Here is a 12832-nt window from a genome sequence, read left to right on the forward strand (position 1 = left end):
GCCGGTAAGGGGGAGCCCAGAAACAGGGGGCTGGCCGAGCGATTAAATAATGGCGGGCTGTTTTGTACCCACTCTACTGTTTGTTGTAGAGTTTGTTGTAGAGTTTGTTGAAGAGTCTGTTGACGACTCTGTTGACGACTCTGTTGACGACTCTGTTGACGACTCTGTTGAAGAGTATGATGTAGGCTTTGATGTAATAATCTGTTCATGACTAACGTATACTAACTCACATTCTAAGGCGACATCACTGAGTTTATGGAACACTTCAAAACTGTCGGAGTAACCGGCCGCCAGGGGCGTATTCAGGTGGAGGATACTCTAAGGCATCTGACCGACTTTCTGCAGGAGCGGGGGGTGACCGTCGTTCTGGATGAACAGCTGGACAGTCTGTTGCCAGGTCACGCCTTTACCATGATCAGTCGTGAGCAAATGGGTCAGCAGTGTGACCTGGTGATCGTCGTGGGCGGTGATGGGAGCATGCTGGGCGCTGCCCGAACCCTGGCGCTTTATGATATTCCGGTGATCGGTATTAATCGCGGGCGCCTGGGGTTTCTGACCGATATCTCCCCGGATGAACTGGATGACCAGCTGACGGAAGTGCTTGAGGGACGTTACCTGGCCGAGAGCCGTTTTCTTCTCGAAGCCCGTGTCCGCCGCCAGGGTAAGGTTATTGGTCAGGGAGATGCGTTGAATGATGTGGTACTGCATCCCGGCAAGTCGACCCGGATTATTGAGTTCGAACTGTATATCGATGGGCAGTTCGTCTACAAGCAGCGGGCGGATGGATTGATTATTGCCACGCCCACCGGTTCAACTGCTTACGCGCTGTCCGGTGGAGGCCCCATTATGCACCCCAGGCTGGATGCCATCGTTCTGGTGCCCATGTACCCCCATATGTTAACCAACCGCCCCCTGGTGGTGGATGGGGATAGCGAGCTTAAGCTGGTGATTCGCCATGAGAACACTATCTACCCGCAGATCAGCTGTGATGGGCAGATTCATATCACCTCGGCACCGGGTGATGAAATCACCATTCATAAGAAGTCTCAGCGTTTAAAACTATTACACCCTCTGAACCATAATTTTTATGAGTCCTGTCGTTCCAAGTTGCGCTGGAACTACCAGGAAGAACGCTGTTAATTTTCATAAGGACTGTTTTTCACGTTATGCATAGGGCATTGGAACTCCCCACCGACATTGACCTGAGCGACCTTTCCTTCTTTCTGTATGCCCGTGGTATTCCCCACAAGATCACAGAAGAGTCAGGCAAACAGGTGGTCTGGACTGAGAATGAGGAAAAGTCCCGCATTGTCACCGGCCTTTACCAGCAATGGCAGTCCGGTGATTTGCAATTGCAGGCAGCTCCCCCCAGAAGAGGCATGAATGCGGGGAGTTTTCTGAAGCGCATTCCCTGGCAGAGAGTACCGGTCACCCTGCTGTTTATGGTGGCCTGTCTGGTGGTAGCGCTGATCACCCGTGGCGGTGCCAACTGGCAGGCAATCGCCTGGTTCTCCTTCATTCCCTTCGAGGTGGCCAATGGTTATCTCTACTTTGGCAGTTTGGGCATGGGGCTGGACCAGGGGCAATACTGGCGTCTGCTTAGCCCGGTCTTTCTCCATTTTGGCCTGACGCATCTGGCGTTCAACATGCTGGCGCTTTATATTTTTGGCAGTCGGCTGGAGGCTCGCCAGGGTGGTCTTCATCTATTGGCCATCATCGTGTTTACTGCGGTGATTTCCAACTTTGCCCAGTATTTCTGGGGTGGGGATGATACTATTTTTGGTGGCTTTTCCGGTGTCGTCTATGGCCTGATGGGGTATTGTATGACCCGGGAAAAGGTTGACCGGAGCTGGCAGTTTGGACTCCCGCCGGTTTACTACGGCTTTATGCTGACCTGGCTGGTGGTTGGCTATACCGGCATTCTTGGCAGTATCGGTTTTGGTAATATGGCCAATGCAGCACATACCGGGGGGCTTGTGGCAGGTTGTCTGCTGGGGGCCATCGCCGGTTTGCTGTTTAAAGAAAAGGATTGAAAAGGATTCGATACCATGCAGTTAGATGCTTTTCTGGAGCAGATGACCCCTGCTATCCATCAGGCGTTGAAGTTGGCTCTTGAACTGGGTAAGTGGCCTGATGGCCGGGCCATGACTGAACAAGAGCGGGATGCCAGCCTGCAGGCGGTGATTGTTTATGAGCACAAAAACCTGCCCGCATCAGAACGGGTAGGCTTTATGCCAGCCAAATGTCAATCAAATGGCTCACCTTCAGAAGAGGACAACTCAGCTGAGGATCAGACTATCCTCCGTTTCAGGGATTGAACATTCTCTATTCATTTTGATGTCGCTTTGTTGGCTGATAACAGGGCGGTTCTTACCTTACACAAGAGTACGACTGTGTCCGAAAGTACCATCACCGGATCGCTCAGTAAAATGCATTCAGACCTTCTGACCGGGACTGAAAGCAGCAAGAGCCAGGTTACCTACCAACTGCCCGTTGGCGATCAATTACTGCCCTTGAATGACCTGCTTGGACGTCAGTTGTCCATGCACTACCAGGGGGAAATTCATTGCTGCCACTGTGGCCGGAAAACCAAAAAGAGTTTTAACCAGGGGTTCTGCTACCCCTGTTTTAAAAAGCTGCCCCAGTGTGACAGCTGTATCATGAGTCCGGAAAAATGCCATTATGACCAGGGCACCTGTCGTGACCCGGCCTGGGGCGAAAAATTCTGTATGACAGATCATGTCGTCTATCTGGCAAATTCCTCCGGCCTGAAAGTGGGCATTACCCGGGCAACCCAGGTTCCAACCCGCTGGATTGACCAGGGCGCTACTCAGGCCATGCCGTTTATTCGTGTGGCTACCCGTCAGCAATCGGGGCTGCTGGAAGTTATTTTCAAGGAATTTATTAATGACCGGACCAACTGGCGAGCTATGCTGAAGGGGCCCGCTGACCCCCTGGAGCTGCAGGACACTGCCCGTGAGTTGCTGGAAATGAATGGTAGCCGGATCACTGCATTGCAGGAGCAATTTGGCATTCAGGCAATACAACCCCTGGCGGGTGTAACGTCGGCAGAGAATGCCCCGTCTGCCGTACTGAACATTGATTACCCAGTCATTGAATATCCTGCTAAGGTAACGTCCCGATCCTTCGACAAGGAACCGTTGATAGAAGGCACACTACTGGGGATTAAGGGACAGTACCTGATTTTGGATAATGGTGTCGTCAATATTCGTAAACATACCGCCTATCAGGTGAGCGTGGCTGTCAATTAATCGCAGGGCCTGACCTTCCCGGGCAGACAGTGCCTGTGACAATGTTTGAAAGACAATGTTTGAAAGACAATTTTTGACAGATAATGTTTGTAAAAAAATAATGGGATGAACAAGATGAAAGACTCGCAACCAAAAGCGATTTTCCTGAAAGATTACCAGGCACCTGACTACTGGATTGACCAGACCAACCTGACCTTTGACTTATTTGAAGACCATACGCTGGTTACCTCAGTACTGAGTATTCATCGTAACCTTGATAAAAAATCGGAAGAAAAACCAGACGAACAGCAGGAAGGCCGTTTTCCAGACCTGGTTCTGGTGGGGGATGATCTTGAACTGGTTTCCCTGGAGATTAATGACCAACCGTTTACAGACTTCACCGTAGAAGAAGGCTTTCTCAAAATTGTATCACCGGCTGAGGTGTTCACCTTAAAAACCGTCTGCCGTATCAAACCTCAGGAAAACACCTCGCTGGAAGGGCTGTATAAATCCAATGGTATGTTCTGTACCCAGTGTGAGGCAGAAGGTTTTCGCAAGATTACCTGGTACCTGGACCGTCCTGATGTGATGTCCCGGTTCATCACCAGAATTACCGCCGACAAGACGGCTTATCCGGTGCTCCTCTCCAATGGTAATGATATTGACCGTGGCGAACTGGACGGTGGCAGACACTATGTGACCTGGGAAGACCCCTTCAAAAAGCCGAGCTATCTCTTTGCCCTGGTTGCCGGTGATTTGCAGTATGTGGAAGATCACTTTACCACCATGAGTGGCCGTGAAGTGACCCTGAGGCTGTTTACCGAAGCGCACAATATTGACCAGTGTGACCATGCCATGGTCTCTCTGAAGAAATCCATGAAGTGGGATGAAGCCGTCTATGGTCGCGAATACGATCTGGATATTTTCATGATCGTCGCCGTTGATCACTTCAACATGGGAGCCATGGAAAACAAGGGGCTGAATATCTTTAATTCAGCCTGTGTGCTGGCCAGTCCGGAAACCGCAACCGATGCCCGGTTCCAACGGGTTGAAGCGATTGTTGCCCACGAATATTTTCACAACTGGTCCGGTAATCGGGTCACCTGTCGGGACTGGTTTCAGCTGAGTCTGAAAGAAGGTTTTACCGTTTTCCGGGATTCGGAATTTTCTGCGGATATGAACTCCCGTGGCGTGAAGCGGATTGAGGATGTCAATATTCTCCGTACCGCCCAGTTTGCCGAAGATGCCGGGCCAATGGCTCATCCGGTTATACCAGAGTCGTTTATTGAGATATCCAATTTCTACACCGTCACCGTTTATGAAAAAGGGGCGGAAGTTGTACGAATGATCCATGGCATTCTCGGGGCAAAGGATTTCCGTAAAGGGTCGGATCTTTACTTTGAGCGCCACGATGGTCAGGCCGTGACCTGTGAGGACTTTGTCAAAGCCATGGAGGATGCCTCTGGTCGTGACCTTGGTCAGTTTCGCCGTTGGTACAGCCAGGCCGGTACGCCGGTACTGATAGTCAGCGATGACTACGATGAAGAGAAAAAGCAGTATCGGTTGACTATCGAGCAATCCTGTCCTCCAACACCGGGGCAGAAGGAAAAGCTTCCGTTCCATATTCCGGTACGAATAGGACTGCTGGACGGTGAAGGTGATGATATGCCGCTCAATCAAGCAGGAGATACCGATCAGGTTCTTGATGTAAAACAGGAAAAAGAGATATTCACCTTTGAAAATATAGAAGAGCGTCCACTGCCTTCTATTTTGAGAGGGTTTTCTGCGCCGGTGCGGGTCAGATATGACTACTCCCGTGACGACCTGCTGTTCCTGATGGAACACGACAGTGATCACTTTAATCGCTGGGATGCCAGCCAGCGCCTGGCCAGTGGTGTTATTGATGAAATGGTGGCGGCCCTGGAACAGGGAAGGCAGTGCAGTCCTGATGAGCGACTGATCAAGGCGTTTGGTACGATTATCAGTGATCAGTCTCTGGATCTGGCGGTCAAGGCGAAAATGTTGACATTGCCATCGGAAGCGTCCCTGGCTGAGCAGGCGGTAGAGATTTACCCTCAATTTATTCATCAGGCAAGGCAGCAGGTTAAACGTGCCATTTCAGAAACCAATAAAGCAGTTCTGGAGGCATTGTGGCGATCGCTGAGTGTGGATAAACCTTATCGCCCGGAATCGGAAGATATTGCTGAGCGTACGCTGAAAAATATCAGTCTTTCCTATCTGACCAGTCTGGATGATAGAGGAATGCTGGCGCTGGCGGAGCAGCAGTATCATGGCGCGTCCAATATGACCGATCGTTTTGCCGCACTGGCCAGTGTTGTCAATGCCGGCTGTCAGGACAAAGAACTGATTGAGGAAGTGCTGACAGACTTTCTTGAGCGTTACCGGGATGATACCAATGTCATGGACCAATGGTTGTCGGTTCAGGCCTCCAGTCCATCGCTGGGTACCCTGGAGCATATCCTGGCACTAATGCAGCATGAGATCTTTGATGCCACCAGTCCCAATAAGCTACGTTCTGTTCTGGGCGGCTTTGCCAGCAACATGAAGCAGTTTCACCGTGTGGATGGTCTGGGCTATGAATTCCTTACCGATCAGTTACTGGATCTTGATAAGAAGAACCCGCAGATTGCTTCGCGGTTGATGACACCGTTAATTCGCTGGCGTAAATTCGAGCCGGGCTGCCGCGAGCGTATGCGCAAGGCACTGGAGAGAATTAAAGCAACACCCGGCCTTTCTTCTGATGTTTATGAAGTCGTTACCAAAAGCCTCTGACTCTTCTCTTTACCGGCCGGCTTGCTGAATAAGTAGCCGGCCTGTTTTCAACCGGCCCTGCGTGTAAATGCGCAGAGCCGTCAACCCGTTGATAGCGCGTCATCTCGATGTGACTTTTTTGCAGAGCCTGATCAGGCTGGCTTGTACTGTCTGAATTTACCCTTTAACCAACGGGTGAAAATATTTTCCTATAGTCCTTTTGGATGAGAATTTTATGTTCTCTATTCGGTAAAGTTGTTCGCTATAAAAAACAAGAATATTAAAACGAGGGGAGTCGTATGCTTGTGGCCTCTGGTTTCATTAGGGGGAGTCACCGCAAGGGTGGTTTAGTCGGTCTGGACACTCTTGAGCAACGGGGTCATAAGGCTGAAACGGAGTGCTCTTTGCATCGGTCGGCGGCGCTCAATACTGTGCTTGGTGTCTTACTCTGTGTTGCTATCCTTGCAACACCTCAAGTATTGGCCTCATCGTCCGGGACGGTTTCTGACCGTCCGGCAATCAAATCCCAAAAAGCGGCTAACAGTCTATTGCTGGATGTTACCCGAACCGGCAGTGGTGAAAGGTTGGTTTCCGTTGGTGAACGAGGCCACATTGTCTATTCCGATGATCATGGTGTCAGCTGGCAGCAGGCCAGTGTACCCACCATGCAAATGCTGACAGCGGTTTATTTTCCTACTGACAAAGTTGGCTATGCTGTCGGACATGATGCCATTGTTTTGCAGACAAACGACGGTGGAGAAACCTGGCAGCAGGTGTATGCTGACCGTGAAGCAACGATTCCGCTGCTTGATGTATGGTTCAGGGACAGCCTCCATGGTTTTGCTGTGGGTGCCTATGGTTACATCATTGAAACGGTGGACGGTGGCCAGCACTGGGACTTTATTGATGACCGTATAGCCAATGATGATGAATTTCACTATAACGCCATTAACGATGATGGACAGGGTAACCTCTTTCTGGCTGGTGAGGCTGGTATCCTGTTCCGTTCTTCTGATGCTGGACAGTCATGGGTAACCCTGAACAGTCCATATGAAGGCTCCTGGTTTGGTCTGAGCGGGGATAATGGCCGGGTTCTGGTCCATGGGCTGAGAGGAAATATTTATCAGAGTATTGATCAGGGGGAGACCTGGCAACCGCTTATTTCTGGTACGGATCAAACGCTTTTTGGTTCGGCAAAATTGATCGATGGCCGTGTTGCGTTGGTTGGAAATTCCGGAGCGGTACTGACCGGTTCTGGCTATGATGCGGGTCTGGTTGCAGGTGTTAAAGTCGGTCTGTCAGTGGCCCACAGGCCTGACCGGATGACACTCAGCGCCCTGGCACCCAGTAGTGATGGGTTTATTGTCGTTGTTGGCCAGGGTGGCGCTTACCGGATGCTTCCGGAAAGCCGTGTGTCGGAGTAGCGGCGGGCCTGGTACTGTTTGATCTTATCCGTCAGTGGACGTGTTTGACGTAAGCCACAAAAAGAACAATTAAAAAGAATCCGGGGCAGTCAGTTATGTCGTCAGTTAATCACTCATCGTATCCCTCTTTGCCCAGAGAAGGCAGCGAGCCGATCATTGAGCGGATAATTTTCAATAATCGTCTGCGGGTCTGCCTGTTTTTCCTGCTGAATATATGGAGTTACTCAGGCAGATTAATGATGAAGTGTTGTAACTATTCAGCACTGAGCAAAGGCATATTACAGTAATTCCGAACAGCTCTATGAAGTGATTGATATATGTCCATTCCCTGTTTTCTGGCAGACGACAAATAGCTGCGAATCCGTGCAAACATAAAACCACCGTCTGCACTCCTGAAGCAGCCTGAGATTTTCTGCTTTAACTTGGCCATTCGAACATCCCGCTCACTGCCATTGTTATCGAAGGGAATGGTAAAATCTGACATGAAGCGCAGTGTCTCAGCCTTGAACTCAGTGAGTCGTTTGAAGAGATTGTAAGCTTTAGTATTCTTGACTTTCTTGCGCTTAAGCTCCTCTCGTTGCTTCTCCATATAGACGACTTCTTTCATTAGAGCCCGCTGAAGCAACCGGTCATAAATCTTCTCGATTCGTTCACAGACAACACTTGGCATCTGTAGCATACCTATGGTCTTAAAGCCCTTGCAGTAATGCCAGGAAAGCCTCAGTAGCTTCATCAATCGCAACGCCAGTTGATTGCTGTCCCTATCAACAACACCCAAAAGCTCCCTCAGGTGATGGGCATTGCAAAGTACGTGAGTTGCCGCATATGCAAAATAGGATTTCCAATGATCATGAACCAGAACGCCTGCAAATGTTAGCAGTATGCCCATCGTGTCCATGGCCTCACGACCTCGCTTTTCAGACAAGGTAACTGTTCAGCACCCCCACATAAATCTGGAATTTTCTGATTTTTATACCATCCTCTTAAGCACCATTTTTCCACAATATTCGCCAGCATGATTCCAGAACTACCCGCAACTATGTCGGCTGAGATTCTCTTGAAAGAGAATGCAGAGCTGCGGATGAGAGTTGCCTGTCTGGAAGAGCGATGTCGAGAATTGGAAGAAAAGGTTGGCAAGAACAGTCAAAACAGCAGCAAGCCGCCATCGTCTGATGGTTATCAAAAACCTTGTAAAAACAGTAATTCTCCAGATCATTCTGACGACCTTTCCGCAGATAAAGGTACCGATCCATCGGATGAAAAACCCAATCCTAAAAGTCTGAGACAGTCTTCTGGTAATAAAGCCGGTGGAAAGAAAGGGCATCAGGGCACTTGTCTTAAACAGGTCGATATCCCTGACTATATTGAGTACCTTCCGGTTAAAGAATGCAATAAATGTCAGGCGTCTCTTCTTGATAGTGAGCCGGTCAAATATATTGAACGACAGGTGTTTGAACCAGGGAGACCGGGTGAATTTGAAGTAACGGCCCATAGAGCTGAAGTAAAAATCTGCACTTGTGGTTGTCGGAATCAGGCTGAATTCCCGGAAGGTGTTACCGCTGCCGCACAATATGGCTCAGCCACACAGGCTATGGCCGTCTATCTTAACCAATACCATTTCCTGCCTTTTAAGCGCGTGTCAGAGTATTTTAATACTCTCTATAAAATGAGTGTAAGTGCAGGCACTGTCGCCAATTTTGTGGCCAGAACCTATGAAAATCTGGCTTCTACTGAAGAGGTTATTCGTGACGCCTTGCGGGAATCGTCTGTTGCCGGAGCCGATGAAACGGGTATGCGGGCCGAGGGCTCTTTGCACTGGCTACACGTTATGCGGGATGAACAATGGACGCTCTACTACTTGTCTGAAAAGCGAGGTCGTGAGGCCATGGACACGATGGGCATACTGCTAACATTTGCAGGCGTTCTGGTTCATGATCATTGGAAATCCTATTTTGCATATGCGGCAACTCACGTACTTTGCAATGCCCATCACCTGAGGGAGCTTTTGGGTGTTGTTGATAGGGACAGCAATCAACTGGCGTTGCGATTGATGAAGCTACTGAGGCTTTCCTGGCATTACTGCAAGGGCTTTAAGACCATAGGTATGCTACAGATGCCAAGTGTTGTCTGTGAACGAATCGAGAAGATTTATGACCGGTTGCTTCAGCGGGCTCTAATGAAAGAAGTCGTCTATATGGAGAAGCAACGAGAGGAGCTTAAGCGCAAGAAAGTCAAGAATACTAAAGCTTACAATCTCTTCAAACGACTCACTGAGTTCAAGGCTGAGACACTGCGCTTCATGTCAGATTTTACCATTCCCTTCGATAACAATGGCAGTGAGCGGGATGTTCGAATGGCCAAGTTAAAGCAGAAAATCTCAGGCTGCTTCAGGAGTGCAGACGGTGGTTCTATGTTTGCACGGATTCGCAGCTATTTGTCGTCTGCCAGAAAACAGGGAATGGACATATATCAATCACTTCATAGAGCTGTTCGGAATTACTGTAATATGCCTTTGCCTCAGTGCTGAATAGTTACATCTGCGGAAAGGTCGTCAGAATGATCTGGAGAATTACTGTTTTTACAAGGTTTTTGATAACCATCAGACGATGGCGGCTTGCTGCTGTTTTGACTGTTCTTGCCAACCTTTTCTTCCAATTCTCGACATCGCTCTTCCAGACAGGCAACTCTCATCCGCAGCTCTGCATTCTCTTTCAAGAGAATCTCAGCCGACATAGTTGCGGGTAGTTCTGGAATCATGCTGGCGAATATTGTGGAAAAATGGTGCTTAAGAGGATGGTATAAAAATCAGAAAATTCCAGATTTATGTGGGGGTGCTGAACAGTTACCAGACAAGTAGTAGAGCGTCCATTGTTCATCCCGCATAACGTGTAGCCAGTGCAAAGAGCCCTCGGCCCGCATACCCGTTTCATCGGCTCCGGCAACAGACGATTCCCGCAAGGCGTCACGAATAACCTCTTCAGTAGAAGCCAGATTTTCATAGGTTCTGGCCACAAAATTGGCGACAGTGCCTGCACTTACACTCATTTTATAGAGAGTATTAAAATACTCTGACACGCGCTTAAAAGGCAGGAAATGGTATTGGTTAAGATAGACGGCCATAGCCTGTGTGGCTGAGCCATATTGTGCGGCAGCGGTAACACCTTCCGGGAATTCAGCCTGATTCCGACAACCACAAGTGCAGATTTTTACTTCAGCTCTATGGGCCGTTACTTCAAATTCACCCGGTCTCCCTGGTTCAAACACCTGTCGTTCAATATATTTGACCGGCTCACTATCAAGAAGAGACGCCTGACATTTATTGCATTCTTTAACCGGAAGGTACTCAATATAGTCAGGGATATCGACCTGTTTAAGACAAGTGCCCTGATGCCCTTTCTTTCCACCGGCTTTATTACCAGAAGACTGTCTCAGACTTTTAGGATTGGGTTTTTCATCCGATGGATCGGTACCTTTATCTGCGAAAGGTCGTCAGAATGATCTGGAGAATTACTGTTTTTACAAGGTTTTTGATAACCATCAGACGATGGCGGCTTGCTGCTGTTTTGACTGTTCTTGCCAACCTTTTCTTCCAATTCTCGACATCGCTCTTCCAGACAGGCAACTCTCATCCGCAGCTCTGCATTCTCTTTCAAGAGAATCTCAGCCGACATAGTTGCGGGTAGTTCTGGAATCATGCTGGCGAATATTGTGGAAAAATGGTGCTTAAGAGGATGGTATAAAAATCAGAAAATTCCAGATTTATGTGGGGGTGCTGAACAGTTACTAATGCAAAAAACAAAATCTTTACTGGCTGTGACCATGGCTGGGATGATCCTGATGGCCACTTCTGTATCCGCCAGGGTCAGTGAAGAGGAGGCTGACCGCCTGGGTAAGGATCTGACCCCTTTCGGTGGTGAGATGGCCGGTAATGCCGAGGGGACTATCCCGCCCTGGAATCCAGATTTCCGGCCACCGGCGGGTTATCAGCCCGGTGACCACTACCCCGATCCCTACGCTGATGAACAGCCGCTGTTTGTGATCACAGCGGAAAATATGGATGAGTATAAAGATCGGCTGGCACCGGGTATGCAGGCACTGTTCAAGACCTATCCTGAAACGTTCAGGATGCCGGTTTATCCGACCCATCGGGATGCTATGTACTCTGATTTCACTATCCGGCAGGTTCGTGCCAATGCGAGCCGTGCGGAACTGACGGAAGACGGCAATGGCGTTATCAATGCGTTTGGCAGTGTTCCATTCCCGATTCCCCGGGGGCCATTGGAAGTGGTGTGGAATATGGCGTTCAACATCTGGCCATACTACTCCGATTACCGTATTACCGATGCGATTGTTTACCGAAATGGCTCCCGCCTGGAAGGTGTCAGCCACTTTACCCGGATAGCGCCTTACTTTAACCCGGAACTGGATTTTGAGACGTTCCAGAAAGACAACCTGCCTCGTTCAGCCTCTATTATCAGGGCGTTGGCACCCACTCGTGAGAAGGGCAAGACGTTTCTGGTTCATGAATTTGTCAACCAGAGCACTGAGCCACGCGCTGCCTGGAGCTATACACCGGGCATTCGTCGTGTTCGCCGTGCACCGACCGTGAAATATGATTCTCCTGTCGGGTTGGGTAACTGGCGAACCACCGATGAGTCCTACGGCTTTAACGGTGCTACCGACAAGTACAACTGGACACTGCTGGGCAAGCAGGAGATGTACATTCCTTACAACTCGTATCGCTTTGAAGATCCCAATGTCTCTTTGGATGAACTGCTGACCCGGGGGCATCCGAATCCTGAGTATATGCGTTATGAACTGCATCGTGTCTGGGTGGTAAAAGCTGAGCTGAAAGAGGGTGAGCGTAACGTCTACAAAACCCGTGTGCTCTTTATTGATGAGGATCACTGGAATCCGGTGGTGGTCGACCAGTATGACAACCGTGATAAGCTTTGGCGTACGACCATGGTGAATTCTATTAACCTGTTCGATCTGCCGGGTATGGATCGACGTTCAACCATTCACCACGATCTGATTTCCCGTGAATATTTTGCCAATGAGATCCGCAACCCACATCCACCGATGGTGGTAAACCGTGAAGCGAAAGAGCTTTCTTACTTCACCTCTGCAACCCTGAAAAAGCTTGGGGTCCGTTAATACCCTTTTGTGATGATTTTATAAACGTATTTTGGCCGGAGTTTGCTCCGGCTTTTTGTCTTCTGGATTCGTCTTCTGGATTTGTCTTATGGATTGTGCCTGCCACAGACTCATTACCAAGCGACACCGGGATTATTGAGGATATGCAAGCCTTTACGATAGCTGCCTATTTCTGTTGGCAAAAAGACAGTGTCTCTTGTATTAATGCTTTCTTCACCAGCTCCTTTC

Annotated in this window: 14 protein-coding genes; 9 read left to right on the top strand and 5 right to left on the bottom strand. The window is 49.3% G+C overall.

Annotated elements, in window-relative coordinates; all coding sequences use genetic code 11:
* The first annotated feature begins 49 nt into the window (after positions 1–49).
* The 7 genes from MJO57_RS12280 to MJO57_RS12310 all read left to right on the top strand — a co-directional run bounded on the left by MJO57_RS12280 (position 50) and on the right by MJO57_RS12310 (position 7447).
* Positions 50–211 carry a hypothetical protein gene (locus tag MJO57_RS12280; protein ID WP_252025638.1) on the top strand — a complete coding sequence of 54 codons (162 nt, stop codon included), beginning with the start codon at positions 50–52 and terminating at the stop codon, positions 209–211.
* A 44-nt stretch (positions 212–255) separates the two neighbouring features.
* Positions 256–1140: an NAD(+) kinase gene (locus tag MJO57_RS12285; protein WP_252025640.1), complete on the top strand. Its 885-nt coding sequence runs from the start codon at positions 256–258 to the stop codon at positions 1138–1140.
* Between the two features lie 26 nt (positions 1141–1166).
* Positions 1167–2033, top strand: coding sequence for a rhomboid family intramembrane serine protease (locus MJO57_RS12290; protein WP_252025642.1), 867 nt, complete (start codon positions 1167–1169; stop codon positions 2031–2033).
* 15 nt (positions 2034–2048) lie between these two features.
* Entirely contained in the window at positions 2049–2318 is a 270-nt protein-coding gene (locus MJO57_RS12295) for a YeaC family protein (protein ID WP_252025644.1), read from the top strand.
* 111 nt (positions 2319–2429) lie between these two features.
* Positions 2430–3272 (top strand): DUF2797 domain-containing protein, encoded by an 843-nt coding sequence (locus MJO57_RS12300; RefSeq protein WP_252025646.1) that lies wholly within the window; start codon positions 2430–2432, stop codon positions 3270–3272.
* 114 nt (positions 3273–3386) lie between these two features.
* Positions 3387–6044, top strand: a complete 2658-nt coding sequence (pepN, locus tag MJO57_RS12305) for an aminopeptidase N (RefSeq protein ID WP_252025648.1) — start codon at positions 3387–3389, stop codon at positions 6042–6044.
* Positions 6045–6322: 278 nt separating this feature from the next.
* A complete protein-coding gene (locus tag MJO57_RS12310) occupies positions 6323–7447 on the top strand; it encodes a YCF48-related protein (RefSeq protein WP_252025650.1) in 1125 nt (374 codons plus the stop codon).
* A 253-nt stretch (positions 7448–7700) separates the two neighbouring features.
* Here the strand turns inward: MJO57_RS12310 and MJO57_RS12315 are convergent, their stop codons facing one another.
* Together MJO57_RS12315 and MJO57_RS12320 are read right to left on the bottom strand one after the other, a co-directional pair.
* A complete protein-coding gene (locus MJO57_RS12315; protein ID WP_252025652.1) occupies positions 7701–8372 on the bottom strand; it encodes a transposase in 672 nt (223 codons plus the stop codon).
* On the bottom strand, positions 8321–8464 hold the full coding sequence (locus tag MJO57_RS12320) for a hypothetical protein (RefSeq protein WP_252025654.1): 144 nt from the start codon (positions 8462–8464) through the stop codon (positions 8321–8323). The genes MJO57_RS12315 and MJO57_RS12320 overlap by 52 nt, the downstream gene beginning before the upstream one ends.
* On the opposite strand from MJO57_RS12320, the gene MJO57_RS12325 reads away from it, so the two are divergent.
* Complete coding sequence (locus MJO57_RS12325; protein WP_252025656.1) at positions 8463–9974, top strand: IS66 family transposase; 1512 nt, start codon at positions 8463–8465, stop codon at positions 9972–9974. The two genes, MJO57_RS12320 and MJO57_RS12325, sit on opposite strands and share 2 nt — an antisense overlap.
* Here the strand turns inward: MJO57_RS12325 and MJO57_RS12330 are convergent.
* The 3 genes from MJO57_RS12330 to MJO57_RS12340 form a co-directional block, all read right to left on the bottom strand.
* Entirely contained in the window at positions 9965–10204 is a 240-nt protein-coding gene (locus MJO57_RS12330) for a DUF6444 domain-containing protein (protein WP_252025658.1), read from the bottom strand. The genes MJO57_RS12325 and MJO57_RS12330 overlap by 10 nt on opposite strands.
* Positions 10205–10252: 48 nt before the next feature.
* Entirely contained in the window at positions 10253–10711 is a 459-nt protein-coding gene (locus MJO57_RS12335) for a transposase (protein WP_252025660.1), read from the bottom strand.
* 164 nt (positions 10712–10875) lie between these two features.
* A complete protein-coding gene (locus MJO57_RS12340) occupies positions 10876–11142 on the bottom strand; it encodes a DUF6444 domain-containing protein (RefSeq protein ID WP_252025661.1) in 267 nt (88 codons plus the stop codon).
* On the opposite strand from MJO57_RS12340, the gene MJO57_RS12345 reads away from it, so the two are divergent.
* A complete protein-coding gene (locus MJO57_RS12345; protein ID WP_252025663.1) occupies positions 11141–12604 on the top strand; it encodes a DUF1329 domain-containing protein in 1464 nt (487 codons plus the stop codon). The genes MJO57_RS12340 and MJO57_RS12345 overlap by 2 nt on opposite strands.
* Positions 12605–12832 lie beyond the last annotated feature (228 nt).

Origin of the sequence: Endozoicomonas sp. SCSIO W0465 (assembly GCF_023716865.1) — a bacterium.
Classification (GTDB): Bacteria; Pseudomonadota; Gammaproteobacteria; order Pseudomonadales; family Endozoicomonadaceae; genus Endozoicomonas.